Origin of the sequence: Fusobacterium sp. (assembly GCF_019012925.1) — a bacterium.
Classification (GTDB): Bacteria; Fusobacteriota; Fusobacteriia; order Fusobacteriales; family Fusobacteriaceae; genus Fusobacterium_A.
Genome location: NZ_JAGIRL010000039.1, coordinates 44,705 through 71,458, shown reverse-complemented (window position 1 = coordinate 71,458; position 26,754 = coordinate 44,705). Strand labels below are relative to the sequence as shown.

The following is a 26,754-nucleotide window of genomic DNA, read 5'->3' as shown; positions in this document are numbered from 1 at the left end:
TTTTTGTGCTGCCAAAATTTAAATTAAGAAATTAAAAACCTAGGAAATCAATTAAATGATTTCTATTTTTTTGCAAAAAAAGAAAAAGGCGTTGCAACTGATATTTAAAAACCATCAGTTTGCAACAGCCCCTTTTATTTTCCTCATTATTTATTAAAAACTATTTATTTCATCATACTCCTCTGGCGTATCTATATCCGTAAACTCTATCTTTCTAGAAAATTCAACATATACTACCATTGCAGATCTTTTTATAACCTCTCTTCCTCCTACATCTCCAGAAAGAGATAACAACTCGCTTTTTTTACTCTCTGGAAAAAATACTGGTGAAAAATTTTCTCCTTGAGCCTTTGGAATAGTTATATATCCATATCTTTGAAAATTATAATAAAGTTTAAGTATGCTCTCCTTTGATAGTAATGGCTGATCTCCAGTAAAAAAAACTACTCCCTCTCCTTGAGAGTTTTTTATCCCCAATTTTATACTTTCACTCTGTCCAAAACTAGCTTTTAAGTTCTCTAAATACGTAAAATTATATAGCTCTGTTATCCTCTTTATCCACTCCTCTCTTCCACAGACATAGACATTATAAAATGGTAAGTTACTCAATTTATCCAATGTGTAACCTAAAATTGTAGTATCTCTATAAGGAAGTTTTAACTTATCTTGACCCATTCGTTTAGAAAAACCTGAAGCCATAACAATAGCATCTGTGGATTTAAATTTAAATATATTTTTCTCCTTAACAGAACCTAGAATAAATTCATATGTAGCATTTAATTGATTACAAATTTTCAAAGCTAGTGAAAATTTCTCAAGATATTTCTTCCCGTCAATTCCATTGAGAAATATATATTTTTTTCCTGATGAGTAATTTTTAAAAAACTCTCCCTTTTGTATATAGTCAATAATGAATTTTTCCGTTGCTCTCTCTCCTATAAAATTATAAAAATTATCTTTAAATATCTCAAATCTATGTATATTCTCCTCTTTTAACTCCAGCCCTCCTATATCTAAATTAACAACTCCTATTACTTTGGTTGTTATTGTAGGGATACAAGGTTCATAACTGTTCCAAGATTTCAATATCTTTCTCTTTGCTCCATCACCCTCAATTAGAACAAAGTCAAAATTATTTTTGATATTCATTATCTTCTCTTCAGATAACCCCTCTATCTTTCCATCTATAATTTTTTTACCATAAACATAGATATTTTTAAACTCTCCTTTTATCCTTTTTCCTTCAACGACTAACTCCTCAAAATTTTCTCTCTCTGGAACAAATATCTTGGTAGTTGTAGTCACTAGTACTCTCCCGATTTTAGCTAACTCTCTTGCTAAAAAAAACATCAAAGAACTCTTTCCACCAGCTCCTGTAATTGTAATTATATCGTCTTTTTTTATATCTAATCCTTCTAACATCTCACATTTCCTTTGTTTTTCTTATATTGTAAAACATTAAAAAAAAATAGTCCATATTTTTTAAAAATATATTGACAATTCTGTAAAAAAGTTATATTATAACTCTAATAAGAAATAACCATCAAGAGAAACTGAGGGACTGGCCCAGAGATGTTTCAGCAACCTGCCCAATGGTGTGGTGCTAATTCCAGACAGATGGATAGAACTAGTCGTGTACAAAGTCTATTAAATCTCTAATTCCTTGATGGCATTAGAGATTTTTTTATAGGAGGAAAAATGATAGAGATACAGAATATTAATAAAATATATCCCAATGGATATCATGCTGTAAAAAATGTTTCTTTAGAGATTAAAACAGGAGATATTTTTGGAATAATAGGTCTTAGTGGAGCTGGAAAATCATCTCTTATCAGACTTATAAATAGGTTAGAGGAGCCTACAAACGGAAAAATAATAATAGATGGTGTGGATATTACTGCTCTTTCTAAAGACAAATTGCTAGAGAGAAGAAAAAAAATAGGAATGATCTTTCAACACTTTAATCTCCTTGCCTCTAGAACAGTGGGAGAAAATATAGCTTTCTCTTTAGAGATAGCCAATTGGAAAAAATCTGACATAGATAGGAGAGTTACTGAGCTTTTAGAACTGGTAGAATTGAGTGACAAGAGAGATTACTATCCCTCTCAACTCTCTGGTGGACAGAAACAGAGAGTTGCTATTGCTAGAGCACTAGCTAATAATCCTGATGTTCTATTATCTGACGAGGCTACTTCAGCCTTAGATCCAAAAACAACTAAATCAATACTTGAATTGATTAAAAATATTCAGAAAAAATTTAATTTAACTGTTATTATGATAACTCATCAAATGGAAGTAATTAGAGATATTTGTAATAAAGTGGCTGTAATGACTGCTGGAGAAATTGTTGAATCTGGAAGTGTACACCACATCTTTGCTAATCCTCAAACTGAGATTACCAAAGAGTTGATCTCTTATCTTCCAGGTACAGAAGAGAAGGGTATTGACATTATGAAAACTCGTGGAAAATCTATTCTTAGACTTGAGTTTTTAGGAACAATTGCTGATGAACCTATTATTTCTAAGGCAGTGAGAACATTTAATATTGATTTTAGTATCATAGGTGGTTCTATAGATCATCTTTCAACTATGAAGGTTGGTCACCTCTTTATAGAATTATCTGGAAATATGGAGCAACAAAAAGAAGCTATTCAATGGTTTAAAAATGAAGCTGGAGTATTAACTGAGGTGATATACAATGGTATTTAATATGATTTTAACTTCTACATTAGAAACTTTATATATGGTTATTCTCTCTACTTTTTTCTCTCTTTTAATTGGATTTCCAATTGGAATTCTTCTAACTATTACAAAAGAGGGAAATATACTAGAATATCCACGTTTTAATAAGATTTTAGATTTTACTATCAATACTTTTAGATCTTTTCCCTTTATTATTCTTATGATACTGCTATTTCCATTATCTAGAGTAATTGTGGGAACTACAATAGGAAGTACTGCAGCAGTTGTTCCTCTTTCTATATCTGCAGCTCCTTTTGTTGCTAGAATGATAGAAGGTGCATTAAATGAAGTAGATAAAGGACTTATTGAAGCTAGTTCAAGTATGGGAGCTAATAACTGGACTATAATATTCAAAGTCATGATTCCTGAAACTCTCCCTCATATTGTTCATGGTATTACTATAACAATAATAAGTCTTGTTGGTTTTTCTGCAATGGCAGGAACAATTGGAGCAGGTGGTTTAGGAGACCTAGCTATTAGATTTGGTTATCAAAGATTTAAAATGGATATTATGATATATTCAGTAATTGTTATAATCATTCTGGTTCAAATTTTACAATCTTTAGGAAATTATATTGTTAACAAGCTTAAAAAAAATAGATAATAATATAAAAAAAGGAGTGAGAAATATGAAAAAATCGTTTAAAACACTTTTATTCACAGGACTTTTAATCTTAGGTACAAACTTATCTGCTGGTGAGTTGAAAATAGGAGCTACTCCTGTTCCCCACGCTGAACTTTTAAATCTTGTTAAAGAGGACTTGAAAAATCAAGGTGTGGACTTAAAATTAATAGATTTTACTGATTATATCACACCTAATTTGGCACTTGCAGACGGAGAGATTGATGCTAACTTCTTCCAACACTATCCTTATTTAGAAAAATTTGCTACTGAAAGAGGATTAAATTTAGTTAATGCTGGTAAGATACATGTGGAGCCTATTGGAGTATTCTCTAAAAAATATTCAAAAATTGAGGAACTTCCTTCAAAAGCTATAATTGCTATACCTAATGATCCTTCTAATGGTGGAAGAGCTTTAATCCTTCTACACAACAAAGGGATTATAAAATTAGCTGATCCTAATAATCTATATGCTACTGAATTTGATATTGTAGACAATCCTAAAAAAATAAAATTCAAACCTATTGAAGCTCCACAACTACCTAGAGTTTTACCTGATGTAGATGCTGCTATCATAAATGGTAACTATGCTCTTGAAGCTGGTTTTTCTCCAGTAAAAGATGCTTTAATTCTAGAGGGAGAGGAATCACCTTATGCTAATATCATTGCTGTAAGAGGTGGAGATGAAAAGAAAGAGGACATTGTTAAATTAGTTAAAGCTCTACAAAGTGAAAAGATTAAAGAGTATATTTTAAATAATTATAATGGTGGAGTAGTTCCTGCATTTTAATTTTTTATAAATTTTTAAACTTTTTTCTAACTTATCACGTCAAAAGTATATAAATTAATTCATAAAATTCTTTCCCCTAAAAAATCCTCCATAATGGAGGATTTTTTCTATATCTCATCAGTTATATCTTTAGCATAATAGTTAGGGAATCTCTCATTTAAAAATTTTTCTCCCAGTTGCTTAGTCTCTTTTATATATCTTTTTACATTTAAATAGTTTTCTGGTGCTTGTAATCCTGTCTCAACTATCTGAAGAAACTCTATATCTTCTTTCGATACTATCTCATTTTCTAGTTCAAGCTTACCACTATTTTTGTAAGGATTATAAATTTTTTCCACAATCTCCACTTTAGATGAAAAATTTAAAATTCCTCTTACATTCTCTTCTGTTTTTAATTTAAAAAATACACTGTAATACATAATACCACTCCCAAATCTATGATTAATCCTATTATAACATATGTATACAAAAAAAAGCAGCTCATTTTTTAATGAACTGCTCTCTATATTAATTACCCCACATATCCAGCAAATACATGTATAAAAATAAATGTTGAAGCTGCTACTGCTGCCCAAGTACATCCACCAAGAATGATTGGTTTTAATCCTTTTGTAAATAGATCTACAAATTTAATTTTAAATCCTACCCCTGCTAATGCAACAGTTACAAAGAATTTATATCCTGTACTCAATAATTTTCCAACTTTAAGTGACTCTGTACTGATCATGTTAAATACTCCTAAAGTATTTAATAGTGCCATTATTAAGAACCAAAGTATGAACATAGGAAACACTTTTACAATAGTTTTTACTAATGATACTTCTGAACCAGTACCATTGTTTAATGCAGATTCCTCTTTTACTCTTAAAACAGTAAATATTACTGCAAGAGCTATTAGCATAGTTGTTCTTGTTAATTTAACTGTTATAGCTAGGTTTAAGTTTAATCCATGTAGTGCGTTGTAAGTTGCTTCTGCTGCTGCAACACTTGATGTATCATTGATTGCACAACCTGCTAAGAATCCAAATTGATTAACAGTTAAGTTTAAAGCAGTTGCTAAGTAAGGATAAGATACAGCTGCTAAAATATCGAATAAAAATATTGCTGTCATAGCATATGCTATCTCTTCTTCTTTTGCTTTGATTATTCCAGCAAGAGTTGCTATAGCTGTACCCCCACAGATACAACTTCCTCCTCCTACTAGTGTGCTTGTATTTTTAGTTACTCCTAATTTTTTTCCAACTAAGTAAGCTACTCCAAAAGAGAAACAGATATTTGCTATAATTAAAGGAAGTGCCTTTGCTCCATAACCGATTACTTGAGCAAAGTTAAGAGTTCCTCCAGCTAGTATGATACCAATATTTAAGAATTTTTTTCCTGCAAATGTAGTTCCAGCTTTAAAGTCCTTATCTATATTAGGTAAGAAGTTTACTAATAGAATACCAAATAGTAATCCTATCATTGGAGCTCCCACCCAATGTTGCATTTTTGATATTTTTGTTGCTATTACTGCCAATACTATACAAGTCATAATTGCCATATTCTTCTTATTCATAATGTTTTCTCCTATACCATATATTAGTTTTTCCAATTATAATTTTTTTATAAAAAAACTGCTGAGTGATAAATTCAGCAGTTTAGTTAGCTTAAAAAAGCTTATTTATAAAACTAGCAAGTAGCCCCACCAACTAAATGTAATTTAGCATCTATTATCTCTTGTTTTCTATCTAATAAATCATTAGCTAATAATTGAGCTTCTACATTATCAAATCCTATTCTCTCTATTGTAGCTGCAAATCTTTCTCCAGTTTTTCCTTGCTCTCTGAATAAAAGTATAGCTTTTTCAATTACTGATAATGCTTCCTCTTTTGAAGTAAATACCTTTCTTAATGCAATACCGTGAGCGATCTTTTTACCCCATCTTCCTCCGATATAGATTTTGAATCCATAATCTCCATCTTCTATTGCATCAAAGTGACATTTTCCTACACAAAGACCACAGTTGTTACAAAGATCTTTATCAATCTCTAATATTCCATCTACAACTTTTGCTGCCTTCATTGGACATACATTTTCTACAGCACATTTTTTACATCCACTACATAGATCTTCATCAAACTTAGGCACTCTTTGACCTATAATTCCGATATCATTTAAATCAGGTTTTACACAGTTATTTGGACATCCTCCAACTGCAATTTTGAATTTATGAGGTAATTTTACATCTGCATACCCCTCAAAGAATCTTTTGTGAATCTCAGTTGCTATAGCTTGAGTATCACATAATCCATAGTTACAAGTTGTTCCTTTACAAGCTACTACTGGTCTTACTTTTGATCCAGTTCCTCCAGTTACTAAATCGTATTTTGCAAAGTACTCTCTTACTGCCTCTATATCATTGTAGTTTATTCCTGGAATCTCAACAGTTAATCTTGATGTAAAACTAACTCTTCCTGCTCCAAATTTTTCTGCTACTTCTGATATTGCTGTATTTTGAGCTGCTGTTATAACTCCATTCTCAGTTATAACTCTCACAGAGAATTCCTCCGTCCCTTTGTTATGTAAAAACCCTAGAGCTTTTACTCTTTTGATATCTTCTGGTTTTAATGCCATCGATCTTCCTCCTCAATTCTAATATTTTAATTTACTTTTATTCTTTATCCTTCTTAATAACAACTTTATTAGTCTTCATTAATTGGAGTAAATTTCTCTCCACCTTCTAATACCTTTGTATTAGTATATCCATAATATTTTAAACGGTTTTGAACCATATAAGCACGCTTACCTTTATTACAAATTAATAGTAATTTTTCATCTAGCTCATGGTTAGGTAATTTTCCTGTTATTGTAGGTAAGTCCACATACTCTTTACCCTCTAATGTTGGTACTAAACAAGCATCTAATATTGTATATCCTTCTGTTTCACCATTTGTATACTCTTCTGGAGTTACTGTTTCATAAGCTCCTTTTAGCTTGTTAAACATAACATTTACTGTATGAACTAATGGGTGTATTGCTGTTGAGAATGGTGGTGCATATGCTAAATCTAAATCTTCTAAATCGTGAAGAGTAGCTCCCATAGACATTGCAGTTACAACTACGTCAACTACTTTATCTACTGCTCCAACTCCCATTACTTGTAGTCCTAATACTTTTAATGTATCTCTATCAGCTATTAATTTTATAAAGAAGTTTGATGCTCCTGCATAGTAGTGTGCCTTATCATCAGCTACTGTAATAACTGAAACAACATTGTATCCAGCTTCTTTTGCAGCTTTTTCAGTAAGCCCTGTTCTTCCTACATTTAATTCAGGAAGTTTTGCAACTGCAGTTCCTACTACTCCTTTATAAGCTATTTTTTCACCATTTATGTTTCTAGCAACTATACGTCCTTCCATATTAGCTGTAGATCCCATAGGTGCCCATACATCTTTTCCTGTGATTATATTTTTTACAAATACACAATCTCCTGCTGCATATATATTTTCATCATTTGTTTGCATATATTCGTTAACTTTTACAGTTCCATTTGCATTTAATTCTATTCCACTATCTTTTAAGAACTCTGTATTTGGTCTTATTCCTGCAGACATAATAACTGCATCCACTTTCATAGCTCTTCTAGAAGTTTGGATTTTCTCAACTTTTCCCTCTCCTAAAATTGCTTCTAATTTAGTATTTGCAAATACCATTATTCCGTGATCTGCTAGATGATTTTCTGCAAATTCTGCAAACTCTTTATCAAAACCAGCTAAGATATTTGGTGCCATCTCAATTACAGTAGTTTTAACATCTTGTAATGCTAAGTTTTCTGCTACTTCTAATCCGATATATCCTCCACCAATTACAGCTGCTCTCTTTATTTTTCCAGCTTCAATATCAGCTCTTAAGCTTATTGCATCTTCTGGAGTTCTCATAAAGTAAACACCAGGTAGATCTATTCCCTCTAAGTTTGGAACGAATGGTCTAGCTCCTGTAGCTATAACTAATTTATCATATGTATAAACTTTCTCTTCGTTTGTTTTTAAATCAATTGCTTTAACTGTTTTTTCTGCTCTATTTACTTCGATAGCTTCTGTTTCAGTATGAACTTCTGCTCCTGTAAGTTTTGCAAATTTCTCAGGTGTATTTACTATTAACTGTGATTGATCCTTTATTATATTTCCTACATAATAAGGTAATCCACAACCTGCATAAGAGATATCTTTACTCTTAGTAATTATTGTAACTTCATGATCACGATTTTCTCTTTTTAATTTTGCTGCTACTTTAGTTCCAGCAGCTACTCCACCGATAATTAATACTCTCATGATATTCACTCCTTTAAATCTTTTTTCAAAATTGTAAAGTTATACTTAAATATTATTTTTTCAGGATGATTATAACATTTTAGATAAAAAAAATAAAATAGTTTTATCAAATATAATATATAAAAAAAACTAATATAGTCGTGATTAAAATCACTGTAAAATTAACCATTTTTTGATTACTTCTTTAACTTACCACTATTTTTTCTAAGTTTTTAGTATTTTACACATTTTTATTCTTAGTATTGTATTTTTTTATATTATTATAATATGCGTTAATTTTAATCAAACAATTTCAAAAAATATCCATATTTTTCCTCAAAAAAAACAAGAATTGTGCAAAATTCTGAAAATTTGATCAATAAAAAATTAATCCATTCTCTTTTAATTACACAATTCTCTTATTTTTCTTAATTAATACAATTAAAATTATTTTAAAATCTACATATTCTCACAAAATTTTTTAATCTCTTCTAAAAAATCTTTTACTGCTGGTGATAATACCTTATTTTTATGATAAACTAAATTAAATGTTCTTTTCCATTTAAATCCTTTTAGCTCTAATTTTTTTAACTTTCCATCCTTTATCTCATTCTCTACCAAGCACTCTGATATTACAGTTATTCCATGATTATTTAAAACACCTTGAATTATCGCCCCTGGTTCACTAGCTTCCCAATCAATATTTATACTATACCCTTGTGCCTGTACAAAGTTAGTAAAGATATCTCTAGTTCCACTTCCCTCTTCTCTCATTATAAAATTTTCCTTTACTATATCTTTCATTGATACAATCTCTTTACTAGCTAATGGATGCTCAGAGCTACAAACTAAAACTAATTTATCCTCTTTTATAGGTGTTACTAACAGATGTGGACTCTTTATTATTCCCTCTACTATACCTACATCTAACTCATTTGATAGCAATCTTTTCTCAATCTCTCTTGTGTTATTTACATATACTCTTATTTTTTCATCTTCATGTTTCTCTTTAAATTTGCTTAAGATCAAGCTTATCAACCTATTACCTATTGTTACTGTAGCTCCAATTTGTAATGGTAAGTTATGATTTGGATTTTTCATTGTTTCTTCTAGTACATTATAATAGTTTATAACCTTTTTAGCATGATTTAGTAAGATCTTTCCATCCTCTGTTATACATAGAGTTTTCGGAAATCTCTCAAATAACTTAACTTCATAATGTGCCTCTAATTCTGAAATTACTTGACTCACTGTAGGCTGAGATATAAAAAGTTTATTCGCAGCCTGACTCATTTTCCCACAATTAGCTACTTCTATAAAAATTAGAAGATGCCTTAATGTCATAATACCACTCCCTTTATAATCATTTTATTACTACTTTATCAGATTAAAAATATATGAAACAAAACTTCTAAATCTAAAATCTATACTTTCTAATTTCACTCTATCTCTTTTCTCTGTATAGAAATCAAATTCATTTAGTTGATACTCTGTCTTCCCTATTCTTATGATATCCATCTCTAAAAACACTCTGTTTACCTTATCTAATATGATTAATTTTTCAGATGTATCCTCTTTTCCTTCAGTAACTATATAGTTAACTAGCTCATTTTCCAATACATTTACAATCTTATTTTCAGATAGCTTTATATTTTTAAACTTATTCAGATCCTCAACATTACTATCTTTTACCTTAAATTGCTTATCGAATACCATTCCATTTAATTTCTCTGCTTTTTTCTCTATTTCCTTTGCCTTTTCAATCTCTACTTCACCAGAATAGAAAACTTTTATACTCTCTGCCTCTCTGATCTCCTCTTCTGTAACTACATCTATAAATATACCTTTCTCTAAATCAAAAGTACAAAAGTGTTGTTTTCCTTTAACTTTCACACACCAAATTACAAAGTTTGAATAATATCTTAAAAGAAAATCATTCAACAGCTCCTCTTTCCACTCCTCTTCTCTCCATTCTCTATTTCCAATCATCTGATATACAAAGAAGTTTTCTGTCTCTGCTACTAGATACTCTTTTCTCTTTTTTAATCTCTTTAACTCTTTCTGGTAAAATTCCACTCTCTTCTCTTCATCTTCAAATTTGTTTGAAAATTTAGGTAAGCTCTTTAACTCTTTTTCCTCTTGATTATATATCGAAACATTTAGATCTCTATTCAATATCAACTTGATCTCTCTTTTTCCGTAATCTAATACTTTTACTCCAATTTTATCAAATCCTAAAGAAAAATCCAACCTATTTTCAAATATTGGATTAAATACTTCATCTGTTTCAATTGAAGCATTCTCTATTAAAAATCTCTCCATTTGAGGATTTTGTAGCCCATTTTGTATATGTTGAAGTAGTGTGAATATATCTCTTCTACCACTATACACCATTATCAATAATATATTCAATACCTCTTTAGATTTTCCTTTTTTTATTAAATTTTCACACTGTGTTAAAAACTCATCTACCATAAAATCATCAGCAACAAAAGAAAAAACCTTTACTATACCTATATATTTTTCTGGCATCTTATTATCTATCCAAGTTTCCAATAGAGTTTTTATACATTTTCTCAAATCCCTCTCATTTAAAAACTCTCTTATCTTTTTACCAAATTTTGTCTCTCTCTCCTCATTAGATAGTGTATGTAATGAGACATACAACTTTATCACAGCTTCATCTACTAATCTATCACTATCTTTTTCTCTTACTATTTTATAGACTTCACTCTTTAGATATGGGATATCTCTCTTTTCCTGTTGTAGTATCTCTTTGCAATACTCCTCTAATTCAACTATACTGTTGAAATTACTTGTTCTATCCCCTTCCCAAACTCTTTTCAATTTTTCAATATTTTTCAAAATCACTTTATTTTTTGACTCTGCTAGCTCTACTATCTTTAAAGAACACTCTTTCTCTTTGGTTTTCAATATTTCAAATAATAACTCTAAAATCTCCTCATTAGTTGTTGAAAGATAAGACATTAAGCTCTCAACATTAAATTGAGTATCTGTCCTGTATGTGTACTGCATCATCTCGCCAAAAGAGTGATAATCCTTAAATACATTTTTCTCTAAAAGTTCATAAAAAATCTCTTCATTCTTCTTTACAAATTCTGTAAATTCCTTTTCAGATTTTATCACGACATACTCTAGTGTTCCTACAATTAGAAATTTTTTATCTAAATTTGTTATTTTAGCTACAATCTCCCAAGGATTAACTCTACTCTCTTCTCCTACTACCATCTCATAATTAGATATTATATTTATAAACTCATTTAGATCTCTCTTTTTTTCTAAGTAAAATTCATACATACTCTTTATCTCAACTTCTACATCCATAAAAGTCAACATATAACCTAAAGTATTTAAAATTCTAATCTCTTTTTCCATCTCTTTTTTCCCATCCAATTGAGATATTAAAAGATTTATTCTCTCTCTATAACTATTCAAATATCTGCTTTTATCCTCTTCAGCTAAAATATCCTCTCTCAGTAGTACAGAAAGTATTATTGACCCTAGCTCGATATTTTGTTCACACATTCTCTCCAATAGTTCAATACTTTTCTCAATATCACTCTCTATAAGAGTTTTTAGCTCTCCAAAAATACTGAATTTTTCACTACTTTGATATAAATATACAAGTTTATAAATAAATGGTAAATTTGACTCATTTATATATTTAGAGTAGGCTTTTTCATTTGAGAAGTTTTTTTCTTTTAACATATCTGGAAAAGTAAGTATCTCTATAAGTTTTAATATATACTCCCTATTCTCACTCTCAACATCAGAATAGACACTCTTTATAACTTCAACTAATTCTCCAGCTTTTTCTCCATCACTATCTAAATCAAATTTTAGCTCTTTTATCCCTAGATCATAGTTTAATATATTCTCTACTCTCTCTTTTGAGTAGTTTCTACATATAACATTTATAATCTCCTGCTCTAACTCTACAATCTTATCTTTTTTCCCATCTTGAATTTTTTGTTTAAGTGCTATCAATACAAGAGATGTAACCTTATCCACTCTATCTGAAGCTAGATAATTTTCTAATAGATCTGGAAATCTCTTCTCTACTTCATTAACTAGAATTTCAAAAGTTAGCATAGCCATCCCTTTATTTTTAAAGCTGTATTCTAAATCCTTTATTATAAAATCCTGTGAAAATTTTAACTCCTTGTAAAAAAGATATCTCTGATTAAAGTTAGACAACTCCTCTATCATCTTATCTTGATAACAATCATATCCCAATGTAAATAATCTTTTTAAAATATTGGTATCCTCACCTTTTTTTAATGTTTTATTTCTATTAAAGATATCTAATTCAGAAAATAGAAGATGATTATAAAATTTTATCTTAGCTAGTTCATTTCTATTGAATTTTTCATCTGAACTCTCATATAAAAACTCCTCTATTTTTTTTCTATTCATCTTATTACAACTACTTAATAGATATTTCGATATTTTCTCTCTACTCATTCAGCCCTCCATAACTTATAATTCAATATATTTTAACATATAATTTAAATAACTCCTAATCTCTCTTTAAGAAAATGTGGTATAATATAATAATAGATCATATCATTCTGGAGGTTTTAGCTATGAATAAAAGGGTACTAAGTTCTAGTTATTTAGGTGTAGAATCTTTCTTAATTGAAGTTGAAGTTGATATAAGTAATGGCCTTCCAAATTTTTCTATTATTGGTTTGGGTGATACTGCTATCTCTGAGAGTAAAGATAGAATTAAAACAGCTTTAAAAAATAGTGGCTTTAAATTAGAACCTAAAAAAATCATAGTCAATCTATCTCCAGCTGGAATTAGAAAAGAGGGATCACATTTCGATCTCCCCATTGCTATAGGTATAATGTTGGTTATGGGCTTTATAAAAGATAGATACAATGCAATTGACAACTACCTCTTTTTAGGTGAGTTATCTTTAAATGGTGATGTAAAGAGAATTCGTGGGGCTCTTAACTCCGTAATTTTTGCTAAAGAAAATGGCTACAAAGGAGTGGTACTTCCTCTTGAAAATTTCCAAGAAGCTACTTTGATCAAAGGAATTAACATCGTTCCTGTAGAAAATTTAAATGATGTTGTAAATTTTATTTCAAAAAATATAGTTAAAAGTGTTCAAACTAAGATTATAGAGAAAAATGAAGAGAACTTAATGGACTTTTTAGATGTAAAAGGACAGAGTATGGCAAAACGAGCCTTAGAGATTGCAGCAGCTGGAAAACATAATATCATTTTAATTGGTAGTCCAGGTTCTGGAAAATCTATGCTTTGTAAAAGAATTACCACTATACTTCCTCCACTAAATGAGAAAGAGATAATTGAAAGCACCAAAATATATAGTATTGCTGGAGAGTTGACAGAATCAAAGCCTATAATAAGCTCTCCTCCTTTCAGATCCCCTCATCACACAAGCACACCTGTATCTATAGTAGGTGGTGGAAAAAAAGTTATTCCTGGGGAGATCAGTCTCGCCTCAGGTGGAGTACTTTTTCTTGATGAGCTAGCTGAATTTCCTAGAAGCGTCCTTGAAAGTTTGAGACAACCTTTAGAAGACGGTATTGTTTCCATATCTAGAGCTCAATATAGAGTTGAATTTAAATCTAACTTTATCTTTGTAGCGGCAACCAATCCTTGTCCTTGTGGCTATGCTCTAGAACCTACAGGTAAATGTATCTGTACTCAGACCGAGATAAATAAATATATAAAAAAAATATCTGGTCCAATAATGGATAGAATTGATCTCCATGTTGAAATGAGAAGACTCAATGAAAATGAGTTACTTACATATCAAAGTGGGGACTCTTCAAAAATTATTAGAGAGAGAGTTATTAAAGCTCGAGCCATTCAAAAGGAGAGGTTTGGAGATGACATATACAACGGAATGATGTCTCAAAAAGATATCCAAAAATATTGTACTCTATCTGATGAAAATAGAGAATACTTTAAAAAGGTTATACAAACACTACAAATCTCTGCTAGAGGCTACGATAAGATTCTAAAAGTAGCTCGTACTATAGCAGATCTTGCTGGAAGTAGTGACATTGAAAAAGAACATCTTATGGAGGCAGTTTCTTTTAGAGAAAACTCAATAAATTAATTAGCAAATTGTATATCAATATGGTATAATAAAAAGAGTAAATTTTAAGAAAAGGTGAACGATATGAAAAAAGAAACATATGACATTAATTTCTTAAATGAAGATAAGATAAACGAGATCTTAATGTCTGCAAAAAAATATTCAAATGACAGAGAGACTATCAACAAGATAATAGAGAAAGCATCTCTTGCTGAAGGAATTACTCCTGAAGAGGCTGCAATTCTATTAAATGTGGAAGATAAGGATCTTTTAGAAAAAATATACAAAGTTGCAAAACAGATTAAAGAAAAAATTTATGGGAAAAGAATTGTTATGTTTGCTCCACTTTACGTGAGCAACTACTGTGTAAATAACTGTGTATACTGTGGTTACCAACATTGCAATGATAAACTTAATAGAAAAAAATTGACTAGAGAAGAGCTTGTAAGTGAAGTAAAAGCTTTAGAAAAACTTGGACATAAAAGAATTGTTCTTGAAGCTGGAGAAGATCCTATTAACTGCTCTTTAGACTATATTTTAGAGTGCATTAAAGATATCTATTCTATCAAATTTGAAAATGGAAACATCAGAAGAATAAATATCAATATTGCTGCTACAACTGTTGAAAACTATAGAAAATTAAAGGAAGCTGAAATAGGTACTTATACTCTTTTCCAAGAGACTTTCCATAAACCTACATACGAGTCTCAACACCTATCTGGTCCTAAGAAAGATTACTATTACCATACTACAGCTATGTTTAGAGCTAGAGAAGCTGAGATAGATGATATTGGAATCGGTGTACTGTATGGACTTTATGACCATAAATACGAAACTGTAGCTATGATACTTTATGCTAATGAGCTTGAAAGAGTCACTGGAGTTGGACCTCATACTATATCTGTTCCAAGACTTAGAGAAGCTAGCAATGTTACATTAAAAGAGTACCCACATCTTGTTAATGACGATGATTTTAGAAAAATAGTAGCTGTATTAAGATTAGCTGTTCCTTATACAGGTATGATACTTTCTACTAGAGAAGAGAGTGGATTTAGAGATGAGATTATTGAATTGGGAATTTCACAAGTAAGTACTGGTTCTTGTACTGGTGTAGGTGGATACTCTGAAGCTAATGAAAATACTGCTCAATTTGAAGTAGGGGATCACCGTTCTCCTATGGAGATGCTAGAAAGTCTAATAAAGAGTGGTTACATCCCTAGTTATTGTACTGCTTGTTATCGTTCTGGACGTACAGGAGATAGATTTATGGAGATAGCAAAGAGTGGAAACATCAATGTTATGTGTGAAGCTAACGCTCTTATGACTTTAAAAGAGTTCTTACTTGATTATGCTGATGATTCTTTAAGAGAATTGGGAAGTAAAGCTATTCTTGAAGCTTTAGAAAAAATGCCAAATGAAGAGTTTAAAAATAAGATTAAAGGATTCTTAAAAGATATTGAAAATGGAGCTAGAGATATTTCGGTATAGCTAGTATAAATGAATAAAGAAAAAGGAAAAAATTACTATCAAAAAGTAATTCTTTCCTTTTTTTATTAGTTTATTTTATAGATTTACTGCCTTTCCTTTTTCAAAATCAATCTGACCAAATAATTTTCCATTTTCATAGAATAGACTCCAATGTCCATCTAACATATTATCTTTAAAATTTCCCAATACATTTATTATTCCATTTTTATAATATCTTATATATCTTCCATTCTTCTTAGCTTCGTGATATTCCTCTTTTATCTCTATATCTCCATTCTCAAAATAATAAGTTACACTTCCATCTAATTCTCCCATTTTATAGTTTTTGATCTCTTGAATATTACCATTTTTATAGTACTTTATACTCTCTCCATTCAGAATATTATTTTTAAAAGTTATACTTTCATATACATCTCCATTAGGAGTATAAGTTATTCTCTTTCCATTTAGACTTCCTTTAATAAAAAAAGCTCTTACCCTTATACTTCCATCTATATAGTATTGTACCCACTCTCCATTCATTAAATTATCTTTAAATTGTACATACTCTTTTAAATTTCCATTTGGATAAAATTGCAAAAACTCTCCGTCCAACTTATTATCCTTATACTCTATACTCTCTTTTAAATACCCATTTGGGTAGTATTTTTTATCTATACCATTTTTTATTCCATCTATATAATCAGCTTCCTCTTTCAGAATATCATTGGAGTACTTGCATATTAACTTGCCTGTATAGGGCGTATCTTCTCCCTTTATAAACACTCTTCCATTGAATGTTATTTGATCAAAAAAATTTTCCACTCTTTTTTTCATAGTCTCACCTCACAATAAAAAATCCTAGACTTACAGTCGATTAAAAAACAAAAAAATAGGCTATTCATCACCACGACTAAAGTCAGGGGATTTCTAGCCTTTTGTTATAAATCTAGGATTAATATTTACAATTACAAAAAATACGAAAATATTCCTATTCCCCTATACTCGTCCTCGCAAGTTAGTTATTAAATCAATGGCAGGTCTCCTGACTTAGAATCTCTTTACTCACAACCTTCCCGAATATCTTCAGTGGTATTCTGCTTTCATCATCTTTACAGTGGCGGGACCGTGTAGTATTTTCACCTACTTCCCTTTTAATTCAGTTTAAATTGAAACCAATTGATCCATTATTTTGTTTATAATATAATTATATCCGTTACATTTTTCTTTGTCAATATCACTTTTTATCTTTTTTATTTTCTTTATATATTTTATATGATATAATTTATCTAAATTAATTCTATAAAAAGGAGAAAAGACTGATGAATACGAAAAAACTTAATTGGCGTACTCTTGCAATGATGGGATTCACAGTTGTATGGGGCTTTGGAAATGTGGTTAATAACTATGCTAACCAAGGTCTTACTGTCGTTATATCCTGGCTATTAATACTATCTTTATATTTCTTACCCTATGCTTTAATGGTAGGAGAGATGGGATCGGCCTTTGAACAAAAAGCTGGAGGTGTATCTAGCTGGATTGGATCTACTTATGGACCTATGATAGCTTACTTAGCTGGTTGGACATACTGGGTAGTACATATACCATACCTTGCCCAAAAACCTCAAGGAGCATTGATTGCTTTGAGTTGGGTATTTTTTCAAAATGGTGATATGATTAAAAGTTTTAATCCGTTGATGTTACAATCACTTGTTCTTTGTTTATTTTTACTTTTTTTATGGTTATCTTCAAAAGGTATAAATTCATTAAAAAAGATTGGAGCTTTAGCTGGAACTTCTATGTTCTTTATGGGAATACTATATATTCTTCTAACTGTTGCAGCTCCATCATTAATGAGTGTAAACTCTGCCACTGTTGATTGGAGTTTGAAAACTTTTATGCCTAAATTTGATTTCACTTATTTCACAACTATATCTATGCTTGTTTTTGCAGTTGGTGGTTGTGAAAAGATATCTCCATATGTTAAAGATGTAGATAATCCTAATAAAAATTTCCCTAAGGGAATGATAATCCTAGCTGCTTCTGTTGGATTATCTGCTCTATTAGGATCTCTTGCTATGGGAATAATGTTTAATAGTAATAATATTCCTTCAGATCTAAAAATGAACGGTCAATACTATGCTTTTAAACTACTTGGTGAGTACTATGGAGTAGGAAACTCTCTTATGATCCTATATGCTGTTGCTAATACATTAGGACAGATTTCTGCTCTGATGTTTTCAATAGATGCTCCTCTAAAAATATTAATTGGAGAGGGAGATCGTAGATTTATTCCAGCATCATTTACTAGAACAAATAAATACGGTGCTCCCATTGCTGGTTATAAATTAACTGCTATACTAGTTGGTATTCTTATTATTATCCCTGCTTTAGGTATTGGTGATATGAATAATCTATATAACTGGCTACTAGATCTTAACTCTATTGTTATGCCTTTGAGATATCTTTGGGTTTTCCTTGCTTATATAGGACTTAGAGGACTTGCTAAAAATAGAAATTTAACTTCAAATATAGCATTCAAATTTATAAACAATGATAAAGTAGCTACTTTAGTTGGTGTTTGGTGTTTTGGTTTTACAGCCTTTGCTTGTCTTATGGGAATCTTCCCTAAAAACTTAGCTCCATTTAGTTCTGAATGGATATTCCAAATCACTTTGAATATCTTAACTCCAATAGTACTTGTAGGTCTTGGATTTATCTTCCCTAAAATAGCTAAGAAACAAAATAACTGATAATTTATTTTAAAGTAGAGGTCAGATATAAATTATATCTGACCTTTTATTCATTAATTCTTAATTTTAAAACTAGATCTTTATCCTCAATACTAACCCTTTTAGATTCTCTGATTTTCTGTATAGCTTTATTCTGTATCCAACTATCTAATCTCTGACTCTTTAGATATTCTAATGTTTTTTCTCTAAATTTTATAAACATAATTGAAATCAACCAAGCTTGTGACATTTTTACATAGTAATCTTCATTTTTTATCCTTAAGCAGATCTCAAATATATTATCTATATAATCACTGATCAAATAAAAATCCAATAATACTACTACTCCAAACCTTATTCTCCAAGAATTGTCTGCTTCTATGCAATTTTTTATAAAATCGTAATATCTTTCTCGCTCTTTTTTTAAAAATTTTAAATTTGCAACTACTATATCACAAACAGCCCAGTTATCTATATTTTCTATAAATTGATTCAAGTATTCTATCCTTTCTTCATACATTGAAGAACAATAGCCCAATATCAAACCTTCTATTACGGATTCTTCATAGTACTCATCTCCACTATATTTCAAATACCCCTTCCAATCTCCTTTAGATATTATTTTAGCATACTCCTTTAATACTGGTGTTCTAATTCCAATAACATCTTTTTTTACTCCTAACAATTTAGAATGAAACTCTCTATACTTTTCATCTCCTTCTAACAAAAGAAATTTTTTAAACTCTTCATACTTTTCTAAATCCCAAACAATATTTTTTAATTCCATTATTTTCGCTCCTTTGACTCAAATATCTTAAAAAACCCCTTATTATTTTTATATTTTCCATAAATTATATATGTAGAATCTTTATAGTAGAGTGTCTCTCCCTCTATATAGTTTTTTATAACACTTAAAAATTTAAAGTTTAATGAATAATAAAAATCATATGCAATAATTGTATCATATATTATCTTTATAAAACTAGGAATATCCTTATATATACTATATTTCTCTTTTATAAGTATGTGATCAGAAAGTTTTAAAATTTCCTCGATATTTCTGCCATCATTTCTTAAATAGTTTTTTATCTCATTATCACTTATCTCAAATCCATTTTCCTTTAAAAATAGTAAATTTCTTTTAGTTGATTCAAATCCATAATTTTGGATAGAAGCATTAACTTCTTCCCAAATATCCCTATAATCCTGTACCATGTTTTTTATAATTTGAATTAAATAGTTTGTTTCACCTCTATTCTTTTCAATCTCTATATTATGTATAGTAAATCTAATTCCAATTACTTTATTATTTTTATTTTCTCCTTTTTTTATTTTGTCATATTTTATTGTAAAATTTGAAAATGTATTAAGTTTTTCCACAAGAGGTTTCAAAATATTTTTTTCAAAATCAAAAAATCTTTCATAAGAATCGTTAGAAATTTCTAATAGATCTTTTAGTTCTTCCAACTCTATCTCAATCTCCCTATCTTGTTCTATATTTTTTATCAATAGATTCATAAATTTTATCACTATTTTTTTTCTCAAATAAAAAAATGTTCTCAATGAAATTCCATATTCAAAACTATTCTTTGTAAAAGAATTTATTATACTAGGAACTACAAATATTGTAAAAGTTTCATTTATCTTTTGATAACCAGCTACATAGTTAAAAGAAACAACATTTTCCTTCTCTCCATCTAGATAACTCAACTTTAACCCCTTATTCATCAAGCCTTTTAGCCCTTGCTCTATCTCTTTTTCTTCAACTTCAAACTCCTCTTGTTTAAAAGTTAGTATTGTATATTCTTTTTCATTTTTCTCTATATTTTTCTTTATTTTTTCTAATATAATTTGAAAAATTTTATCCTCTAATCTTGAAGTCCTTACATTTATATCAACAAAAATATTTTTAATATTTTTCATTTATTTAAATTTCTCCCAACTTTTTTAATTTTTTTATTTAATTTTAACATATTTATAGACGAAATTAAATTATTAAAATAGAAAAAAATATTTTTTTTAGAAAATAATAGACGATATTTTTTATTAAAAATATGAAATTTGACAAAAATATACATTTTATTTTATATTATGAACATAAGAAACTATTACTGAGAAAATTTGATGGAGGTTGGAATATGTTAAGTAAAGAGTTTATTAAAATGAACCTTACTGGAAAAAATAAAAATGAGATTTTAGAAGAAATGGTTGATATTCTTGATAAAGGTGGAGTTCTAAATGATAAGGAAGAGTATTTAAGAGTAGTTAAAGAGAGAGAAGCTACATCTTCTACGGGATTAGAAGAGGGAATTGCTATTCCTCATGGAAAGACAAAAGCTGTAAAGAAAGCTACTATAGCTTTTGGAAAATCTGAAACTGGTGTAGATTTTAACTCATTAGATGGAGAGAAAGCAAGATTATTTTTTATGATTGCAGCTCCAGAAGGAACTACTGATGAGCATATTGAAATGCTATCTAAAATTACTAACAAACTTTTAAATGATGAATTTAGAGAAAAATTGGATAATGCTAAAACAGAAGATGAGATAATAAAATTATTTAACAGTGTTGAAAAGAAAGAAAATGAAGCAACAATAAAAAGAGACGGATATGTTGTAGCTGTAACTGCTTGTCCTGTTGGTATTGCTCATACATATATGGCTGCTGATTCATTAATTAATAAAGCTTTAGAATTAGGAGTGGATATAAAGGTTGAGACTAATGGTAGTGTTGGTGTTAAAAACGAACTAACTACTGAAGATATCAAAAGAGCTACTGGTGTTATTATAGCCGCTGATAAGAGCATAGATATGGATAGATTTGAAGGAAAAAAACTTATACAAGTTCCTGTGAAAGAAGCTATTAGAATTCCTGAAGAATTAATCAATAAAACTCTGAATGGAGAGGGTACAATATTCCACTCTTCATCTAAAAAAGAGAGTAAAACTACTGCTAAAAATGAAAAGACTGGAGCTTATAAACACTTAATGAATGGTGTTTCTAATATGTTACCATTAGTTGTTTGTGGGGGAGTTCTTATTGCTCTTTCAATTGCTCTATCTGGAATTAAAGCTGGAGCTGGAGCTGATGTTACAAATCCGTTTTTAAAATCAATGTTAGATTTAGGTGTTACTGCATTTGGACTTATGATTCCTGTTTTATCAGGATATATAGCTATGAGTATTGCTGATAGACCTGGTTTAGCTCCTGGACTTGTAGGTGGTGCTTTGGCTAATACAGCTGGAGCTGGATTTTTAGGTGGAATGGTTGCTGGTTTTGCTGCTGGTTACATTGCAAAATGGGTTAAAAACTGGAATGTCCCAGCTGGATTGAGACCTATTATGCCAATCTTTGTAATTCCCTTAGTTTCTACTGGTTTAGTAGGTATATTGATGTATTTTATCAGTTCTCCTATATCTGGATTTATGAATGCTTTAACTAATGTCCTTAAAGGAATGCAAGCAGGATCTATCTTTCTAGCATTGATTTTAGGGCTTATGATATCTTTTGATATGGGTGGACCTATCAATAAAGTTGCCTTCCTGTTTGGATCTGCTATGATCACTCAAGGAGTTCCAGAAGTTATGGGACCTATTGCTGTAGCTATCTGTATTCCTCCTATTGGAATGGGATTGGCTACTATGATTGGTGGTAAAAATTTTGAAATCTCTGAAAGAGAAGCTGGAAAAGCCGCATTTGCTATGGGACTTATAGGAATTACAGAGGGAGCTATTCCATTTGCCGCTGCTGATCCTTTAAGAGTAATCCCATCTATAATGACAGGTAGTGCTATTGGTGCTGTTATAGCTGCTATTGGTAAGGTTACTGATCATGCTCCTCATGGTGGACCTATTGTTTTACCAGTTGTTGACAATAAATTGATGTTTATTATAGCCATAGTTGTTGGTTCATTAATTACTGCTATCATGGTTAATATACTTAAAAAAATAAAAAAATAGTTCAAGTTGAAAAAAAATAACTCCCATGCTATTATTTATATAGAATGGGGGTTATTTTTATGAGAAAAATTTTAATGAAAAGTATTATTCAATCTATTCCAGCAGTGATTATTGGTGGAATAATGGCGATAATCGCCCTATATACAAAAATAGATTTTTTTAAAATTGTAAGTAACTACAGTTTTTTTATTGTTCCCCCACTTCTAGCTGGGTTTATCGCTAAAGAAAAGTGTGGTAGTACTGGATTTATTCCCGCTCTTATCTTAGGAAGTCTATCTCAATTTATCAATCTTGGACTTATTGGTGGAATTCTTTCAGGAATATTTATTGGATATTTTATTGAACTTTTAAAAAAGATAAAAGTTCCTTTGGAATTTAGCTCTATTATGTATCTGATAATTATTCCAATAGCTTCAACACTATTAGGTAGTTCTATTATGTTCTATCTTTTAAAAGAACCAATAACTTTTTTTATAGAAAATACAAATGTCTACCTCAATACCTTAAGTGATAAAAACATTATATTTTTGATCTTTATACTCGGGGGTATGATTGGAGCTGATTTAGGTGGACCAATTAACAAAATAGCATATATTTATGGCATTACAACTTTAGATTATGGTAAATATGATATTATGGGCCCTCTTGCTGTGGCTATATGCATTCCACCACTATCATTAGGAATAGCTCAATATATCTTAAAAAATAGATTTTCAAAAATTGAACGTGATACTGGTATTTTAGCTATATTTTTAGGTATACTTGGAATTACTGAAGGAGCCCTAATATATTTAACTAAAGATATTAAAATTCTTCCAATAACAGTTATAAGTTCTGCTATTGGTGCTTGTTCAGCAGCTATTCTTCACGTTACTTCAAAAGCTCCTCATGGTGGATTAATTGTTTTGCCACTTATAGATAATAAAATAGGTTTTTTAATTTCCATTGCTATTGGTAGTCTAGCAGCTATTTTCCTACTCTATTTCCTTAAAAATCCAGTAAACAAAGAAATTTAAAATAAAAAAGTTGATTGCTAGGAACACTTTCCTTAACAAATCAACTTTTTATTTTATACTCTTAGTTATTTTTTCAAATTGAAATCTCCTTCAGCTAAAACTACAGATGCAAATATCAAAATCCCACCAAATAACATCTTTATAGTTAAAATATCTCCCATAAATATCACTGAAGCTAATGCTCCAAATAATATCTCTGTTGAAAGTATCAAAGATGTTGTAGAAGCAGCCACATATCTTTGAGCAGCTGTTTGAACTAAATATGCTATCATTGTATTACAAATTACTAAAAATCCAATAGCCAATACTTGAACTGTATTTAGTTTTGTGCTAATTAAAGAGAAATTTTCAAATAAAATATTCAATACAAATGTCAAAATTCCAGCACTTAACATTTGAAAAGTATTGACTATAACAGGGTTCTTTCCCTTTATAGTAGCTCCAATTATCGACATTTGCAAAGCAAAAAATATAGCACACACAAAAGTTAGAAAATCTCCATAGTTCACGCTAAAATCCCCATCTAAAGAAAGAAATCCTATTCCAAACAAGCATAAAAAAGAAGCAAAATATATTATACTTTTTGGTTTTTCTTTAGTAATCAACCAAGAGATAAAAGGTACCATTACAACGTATGCACCTGTTATAAAAGCATTCTTTGAAGAGGTAGTATAAAACAATCCAACTGTTTGCAATGAAAATGCCAATCCTAAAACTAGTCCAGCTCCCAAGCCCAACTTTATCTCTGATCTTGTTGGTTTTTCTCCAGCAAATTTCAAATAGATAAACAGTATTAATGCTGTTACTAAAAATCTTATTGACATTAAAGCATTTGGTGCTATCCCACTCTCCAATGCAATCTTTGTAATTGGAAATCCACTTCCCCAAGAGGTTGCTACTAAAATTAGTGCCCCCTTATAAATACTCTTTTTCTCCATATTTGTATCCCCCCTACCAAATATTCTCATATTATAGGATACCCCATTATTCTCTTTTTTTCAATAAGGAGGATACAAAACTAAAAATTTTAAACTATTTTCTTTCCATGATACTCTTTGCTTGGTATAGTTTCAGATATCTCTTTTAGGCTATCCTTTGTAACCTTTCCTGCTACTATTATTATGATATCATCTCCAGCTTCTTTTATCATTGCATTTAAGATATCTTTTCCTTCTAAAGCAGTTTCTTTTGTTCCTGAAGTCAATATTCTATCAACTCCTAAATCTGCTAATTTTTTTACTTCAGCTACTGGATCTGCCAACTCATCTATTGCTTTATGAAAAGTTATTGACATAGGTTTAGCTAGTTCTATCATCTCTTTTATAGCTTCATAATTAATTGTATTATCTCTATTTAAAGCTCCTATAACAACACCTTTAACACCTAATTTTTTACAAACTCTTATATCCTCTTTCATTATCTCTAACTCTTCTTCTGTATAAAAGAAGTCTCCCCCTCTTGGTCTGATAATTACAAAAGCTGGAATATCTAGTTTGTCAACAACCATTTTTATAGTTCCATATGAAGGTGTTGTCCCTCCCTCTTCTAAGTTATCACAAAGTTCTACTCTCTCTGCTCCTAATTTTTGTGCTTCTATTGCTTCTAAAAAGCTCCCAATACATTTTTCTCTTAACATTTTTCCTCCTAAATATACTCACTTAATTTTAATATAGCTTTAGCATATACTTCTATTCCAATCTTTAACATATCCAAGTCCATACACTCATCAAAACTGTGGGGATTTCCTTTAAACTCCTTAAAATTTGGTCCAAAAGCCACTGTATTTGGCATAAGTTTAGCATAAGTTCCTCCACCTAAAGCTGCAGGCTCTTCATCTCTTCCAGTAATATCTCTATAGGTATCTTGCAAAGTTTTTACTAAGATAGAATCCTTTGCAAAATATAGTGGTGGATTGTGGTTCTCCTTAAAGAATACAACTCCATTTTCTTGGGCTCTACATTGTAACTCTCTATCTAAAATCTCCTCTGTTGTTGATATTGGATATCTAATATTGAATTTTATATTTATATACTCATCTATTTTTTTAGTAATTCCAGCACTGATAGTTAAATCCCCAGTTTCCATATTTAAACTATCTATTCCCAATAGTTTTCCGTCTGTTGTCTCTTGAATATGTTCAGCTATAAATCTTGCAAAATTTTTAAGTGAATCCTTTTCTTCTAATACCTCATTTAAAAATAAATACATTCCATAAATTGAGTTAATTCCTCTTTCAGGTGAACTTGCATGAGCAGCTTTTCCATTTACTGTCACTACCAATCTATCTTCCTCTTCCAATAATTCAAAACTACATTTTGAAAGTTCAACCATTTTTTTCAGACTCTCTTTAACTTTTGTAGCTGAACTATTTCTTAAAGTTATTTTTCCTTGTTCAGGAACTACATTAGATCTTGTCCCAGCTTGTATCTCTAAAACCTCTGTTCTATCCCAATCTATTCTCTCTCTAAAAGAAAATGTATATATACCCTTCTCTGAAAATATAACTGGAAATCTTCCATCAGGTGTAAAAGCATATTTTGGTGGTTTTTCTAAGCTTAGATAGTGTTTTATATCCTCATCTCCACTCTCTTCATTTGTTCCAAAGATCACTCTCACTCTTTTATTAAAGTGTGGATTCTCCTCTAATATAGCCTTTAATGAGTACAATGAAGATATGATTGGTCCTTTATTGTCTATAGCTCCTCTTGCTACCAGACAATTATTCTTTATCTCTCCTCCATATGGATCTACACTCCATTTAGAACAATCTCCTTCAGGTACAACATCTATATGTCCTAAGATAGCAATATACTCCTCTCCCTCTCCAATCTCAGCATAACCAACATAGTTATCTAGATTTTTAGTTCTAAATCCTAAATTTTGAGCCAATTCCAAAGTTTTTTCAAGTCCATATTTTAAATTCTCTCCAAATGGAGCATCTCCTACTGGTTCAGCTTTTACTGTTTTTATCTTTATAATATCTATAACATCTGACATTATCTTATCAAAATTATTATCTATATAGTTTTTAATTTTCAT

At 30.1% G+C, this 26,754-nt stretch carries 21 protein-coding genes and 2 riboswitches; of the genes, 8 read left to right on the top strand and 13 right to left on the bottom strand.

Annotation, left to right across the window (positions count from 1 at the left end; genetic code table 11):
* Window positions 1–153: 153 nt before the first annotated feature.
* Window positions 154–1,422: a selenium cofactor biosynthesis protein YqeC gene (yqeC, locus tag QZ286_RS07320; protein WP_291256306.1), complete on the bottom strand. Its 1,269-nt coding sequence runs from the start codon at window positions 1,420–1,422 to the stop codon at window positions 154–156.
* Between the two features lie 115 nt (window positions 1,423–1,537).
* Window positions 1,538–1,624: riboswitch (SAM riboswitch) on the top strand.
* Window positions 1,625–1,698: 74 nt separating this feature from the next.
* Between yqeC and QZ286_RS07315 the strand changes: the two genes are divergently transcribed.
* Genes QZ286_RS07315 through QZ286_RS07305 form a run of 3 tightly spaced genes read left to right on the top strand, consistent with a single transcriptional unit; the run spans window position 1,699 to window position 4,154 of the window.
* On the top strand, window positions 1,699–2,709 hold the full coding sequence (locus QZ286_RS07315; protein WP_291256305.1) for a methionine ABC transporter ATP-binding protein: 1,011 nt from the start codon (window positions 1,699–1,701) through the stop codon (window positions 2,707–2,709).
* Window positions 2,699–3,346, top strand: a complete 648-nt coding sequence (locus QZ286_RS07310; protein WP_291256304.1) for a methionine ABC transporter permease — start codon at window positions 2,699–2,701, stop codon at window positions 3,344–3,346. The genes QZ286_RS07315 and QZ286_RS07310 overlap by 11 nt, the downstream gene beginning before the upstream one ends.
* Before the next feature lie 25 nt (window positions 3,347–3,371).
* Entirely contained in the window at window positions 3,372–4,154 is a 783-nt protein-coding gene (locus QZ286_RS07305; RefSeq protein WP_291256303.1) for a MetQ/NlpA family ABC transporter substrate-binding protein, read from the top strand.
* 107 nt (window positions 4,155–4,261) lie between these two features.
* On the opposite strand, the gene QZ286_RS07300 is transcribed toward QZ286_RS07305, so the two are convergent.
* The 6 genes from QZ286_RS07300 to QZ286_RS07275 all read right to left on the bottom strand — a co-directional run bounded on the left by QZ286_RS07300 (window position 4,262) and on the right by QZ286_RS07275 (window position 12,928).
* Window positions 4,262–4,573, bottom strand: a complete 312-nt coding sequence (locus tag QZ286_RS07300) for a hypothetical protein (RefSeq protein ID WP_291256302.1) — start codon at window positions 4,571–4,573, stop codon at window positions 4,262–4,264.
* A 92-nt stretch (window positions 4,574–4,665) separates the two neighbouring features.
* Complete coding sequence (locus QZ286_RS07295) at window positions 4,666–5,709, bottom strand: putative sulfate exporter family transporter (protein ID WP_291256301.1); 1,044 nt, start codon at window positions 5,707–5,709, stop codon at window positions 4,666–4,668.
* 113 nt (window positions 5,710–5,822) lie between these two features.
* Window positions 5,823–6,767, bottom strand: a complete 945-nt coding sequence (locus QZ286_RS07290; RefSeq protein ID WP_291256300.1) for a 4Fe-4S binding protein — start codon at window positions 6,765–6,767, stop codon at window positions 5,823–5,825.
* 68 nt (window positions 6,768–6,835) lie between these two features.
* Window positions 6,836–8,464: an FAD-dependent oxidoreductase gene (locus tag QZ286_RS07285; protein ID WP_291256299.1), complete on the bottom strand. Its 1,629-nt coding sequence runs from the start codon at window positions 8,462–8,464 to the stop codon at window positions 6,836–6,838.
* Window positions 8,465–8,902: 438 nt separating this feature from the next.
* Window positions 8,903–9,787 carry a LysR family transcriptional regulator gene (locus QZ286_RS07280; protein ID WP_291256298.1) on the bottom strand — a complete coding sequence of 295 codons (885 nt, stop codon included), beginning with the start codon at window positions 9,785–9,787 and terminating at the stop codon, window positions 8,903–8,905.
* A gap of 30 nt (window positions 9,788–9,817) precedes the next feature.
* Window positions 9,818–12,928, bottom strand: a complete 3,111-nt coding sequence (locus tag QZ286_RS07275) for a DUF4132 domain-containing protein (protein WP_291256297.1) — start codon at window positions 12,926–12,928, stop codon at window positions 9,818–9,820.
* A 122-nt stretch (window positions 12,929–13,050) separates the two neighbouring features.
* On the opposite strand from QZ286_RS07275, the gene QZ286_RS07270 reads away from it, so the two are divergent.
* Entirely contained in the window at window positions 13,051–14,562 is a 1,512-nt protein-coding gene (locus QZ286_RS07270) for a YifB family Mg chelatase-like AAA ATPase (RefSeq protein ID WP_291256296.1), read from the top strand.
* A 63-nt stretch (window positions 14,563–14,625) separates the two neighbouring features.
* Window positions 14,626–16,029, top strand: a complete 1,404-nt coding sequence (gene hydG, locus QZ286_RS07265) for a [FeFe] hydrogenase H-cluster radical SAM maturase HydG (protein WP_291256295.1) — start codon at window positions 14,626–14,628, stop codon at window positions 16,027–16,029.
* Between the two features lie 75 nt (window positions 16,030–16,104).
* Here hydG and QZ286_RS07260 read toward each other — a convergent pair whose 3' ends face one another.
* Window positions 16,105–16,845 (bottom strand): toxin-antitoxin system YwqK family antitoxin, encoded by a 741-nt coding sequence (locus QZ286_RS07260; protein ID WP_291256294.1) that lies wholly within the window; start codon window positions 16,843–16,845, stop codon window positions 16,105–16,107.
* 180 nt (window positions 16,846–17,025) lie between these two features.
* A riboswitch (cobalamin riboswitch) is annotated at window positions 17,026–17,203 on the bottom strand.
* Window positions 17,204–17,330: 127 nt separating this feature from the next.
* Between QZ286_RS07260 and QZ286_RS07255 the strand changes: the two genes are divergently transcribed.
* The gene (locus QZ286_RS07255) at window positions 17,331–18,761 is read left to right on the top strand and encodes an amino acid permease (protein ID WP_291256293.1); all 1,431 of its coding nucleotides are present in this window, start codon (window positions 17,331–17,333) and stop codon (window positions 18,759–18,761) included.
* 46 nt (window positions 18,762–18,807) lie between these two features.
* Here QZ286_RS07255 and QZ286_RS07250 read toward each other — a convergent pair whose 3' ends face one another.
* Window positions 18,808–19,527, bottom strand: a complete 720-nt coding sequence (locus QZ286_RS07250) for a DNA alkylation repair protein (RefSeq protein ID WP_291256292.1) — start codon at window positions 19,525–19,527, stop codon at window positions 18,808–18,810.
* Complete coding sequence (locus tag QZ286_RS07245) at window positions 19,527–20,663, bottom strand: replication initiation protein (protein WP_291256291.1); 1,137 nt, start codon at window positions 20,661–20,663, stop codon at window positions 19,527–19,529. Before QZ286_RS07245 ends, QZ286_RS07250 begins: the two co-directional genes overlap by 1 nt.
* Before the next feature lie 215 nt (window positions 20,664–20,878).
* Between QZ286_RS07245 and QZ286_RS07240 the strand changes: the two genes are divergently transcribed.
* Entirely contained in the window at window positions 20,879–22,699 is a 1,821-nt protein-coding gene (locus QZ286_RS07240) for a fructose-specific PTS transporter subunit EIIC (protein WP_291256290.1), read from the top strand.
* A gap of 59 nt (window positions 22,700–22,758) precedes the next feature.
* Window positions 22,759–23,715, top strand: coding sequence for a fructose-specific PTS transporter subunit EIIC (locus QZ286_RS07235; protein WP_291256289.1), 957 nt, complete (start codon window positions 22,759–22,761; stop codon window positions 23,713–23,715).
* 65 nt (window positions 23,716–23,780) lie between these two features.
* Here the strand turns inward: QZ286_RS07235 and QZ286_RS07230 are convergent, their stop codons facing one another.
* The 3 genes from QZ286_RS07230 to pepV all read right to left on the bottom strand — a co-directional run bounded on the left by QZ286_RS07230 (window position 23,781) and on the right by pepV (window position 26,754).
* Window positions 23,781–24,653 carry a DMT family transporter gene (locus QZ286_RS07230; RefSeq protein ID WP_291256288.1) on the bottom strand — a complete coding sequence of 291 codons (873 nt, stop codon included), beginning with the start codon at window positions 24,651–24,653 and terminating at the stop codon, window positions 23,781–23,783.
* A gap of 89 nt (window positions 24,654–24,742) precedes the next feature.
* Entirely contained in the window at window positions 24,743–25,351 is a 609-nt protein-coding gene (locus QZ286_RS07225) for a copper homeostasis protein CutC (protein ID WP_291256287.1), read from the bottom strand.
* Window positions 25,352–25,359: 8 nt separating this feature from the next.
* Window positions 25,360–26,754: a dipeptidase PepV gene (gene pepV / locus QZ286_RS07220; RefSeq protein WP_291256286.1), complete on the bottom strand. Its 1,395-nt coding sequence runs from the start codon at window positions 26,752–26,754 to the stop codon at window positions 25,360–25,362.

What these genes read in the sequence shown, in the direction of transcription:
- yqeC (WP_291256306.1), bottom strand. Translation starts at nt 1,422, where the DNA reads ATGTTAGAAGGATTAGATATAAAAAAAGACGATATAATTACAATTACA.
- QZ286_RS07315 (WP_291256305.1), top strand. Translation starts at nt 1,699, where the DNA reads ATGATAGAGATACAGAATATTAATAAAATATATCCCAATGGATATCAT.
- QZ286_RS07310 (WP_291256304.1), top strand. Translation starts at nt 2,699, where the DNA reads ATGGTATTTAATATGATTTTAACTTCTACATTAGAAACTTTATATATG.
- QZ286_RS07305 (WP_291256303.1), top strand. Translation starts at nt 3,372, where the DNA reads ATGAAAAAATCGTTTAAAACACTTTTATTCACAGGACTTTTAATCTTA.
- QZ286_RS07300 (WP_291256302.1), bottom strand. Translation starts at nt 4,573, where the DNA reads ATGTATTACAGTGTATTTTTTAAATTAAAAACAGAAGAGAATGTAAGA.
- QZ286_RS07295 (WP_291256301.1), bottom strand. Translation starts at nt 5,709, where the DNA reads ATGAATAAGAAGAATATGGCAATTATGACTTGTATAGTATTGGCAGTA.
- QZ286_RS07290 (WP_291256300.1), bottom strand. Translation starts at nt 6,767, where the DNA reads ATGGCATTAAAACCAGAAGATATCAAAAGAGTAAAAGCTCTAGGGTTT.
- QZ286_RS07285 (WP_291256299.1), bottom strand. Translation starts at nt 8,464, where the DNA reads ATGAGAGTATTAATTATCGGTGGAGTAGCTGCTGGAACTAAAGTAGCA.
- QZ286_RS07280 (WP_291256298.1), bottom strand. Translation starts at nt 9,787, where the DNA reads ATGACATTAAGGCATCTTCTAATTTTTATAGAAGTAGCTAATTGTGGG.
- QZ286_RS07275 (WP_291256297.1), bottom strand. Translation starts at nt 12,928, where the DNA reads ATGAGTAGAGAGAAAATATCGAAATATCTATTAAGTAGTTGTAATAAG.
- QZ286_RS07270 (WP_291256296.1), top strand. Translation starts at nt 13,051, where the DNA reads ATGAATAAAAGGGTACTAAGTTCTAGTTATTTAGGTGTAGAATCTTTC.
- hydG (WP_291256295.1), top strand. Translation starts at nt 14,626, where the DNA reads ATGAAAAAAGAAACATATGACATTAATTTCTTAAATGAAGATAAGATA.
- QZ286_RS07260 (WP_291256294.1), bottom strand. Translation starts at nt 16,845, where the DNA reads ATGAAAAAAAGAGTGGAAAATTTTTTTGATCAAATAACATTCAATGGA.
- QZ286_RS07255 (WP_291256293.1), top strand. Translation starts at nt 17,331, where the DNA reads ATGAATACGAAAAAACTTAATTGGCGTACTCTTGCAATGATGGGATTC.
- QZ286_RS07250 (WP_291256292.1), bottom strand. Translation starts at nt 19,527, where the DNA reads ATGGAATTAAAAAATATTGTTTGGGATTTAGAAAAGTATGAAGAGTTT.
- QZ286_RS07245 (WP_291256291.1), bottom strand. Translation starts at nt 20,663, where the DNA reads ATGAAAAATATTAAAAATATTTTTGTTGATATAAATGTAAGGACTTCA.
- QZ286_RS07240 (WP_291256290.1), top strand. Translation starts at nt 20,879, where the DNA reads ATGTTAAGTAAAGAGTTTATTAAAATGAACCTTACTGGAAAAAATAAA.
- QZ286_RS07235 (WP_291256289.1), top strand. Translation starts at nt 22,759, where the DNA reads ATGAGAAAAATTTTAATGAAAAGTATTATTCAATCTATTCCAGCAGTG.
- QZ286_RS07230 (WP_291256288.1), bottom strand. Translation starts at nt 24,653, where the DNA reads ATGGAGAAAAAGAGTATTTATAAGGGGGCACTAATTTTAGTAGCAACC.
- QZ286_RS07225 (WP_291256287.1), bottom strand. Translation starts at nt 25,351, where the DNA reads ATGTTAAGAGAAAAATGTATTGGGAGCTTTTTAGAAGCAATAGAAGCA.
- pepV (WP_291256286.1), bottom strand. Translation starts at nt 26,754, where the DNA reads ATGAAAATTAAAAACTATATAGATAATAATTTTGATAAGATAATGTCA.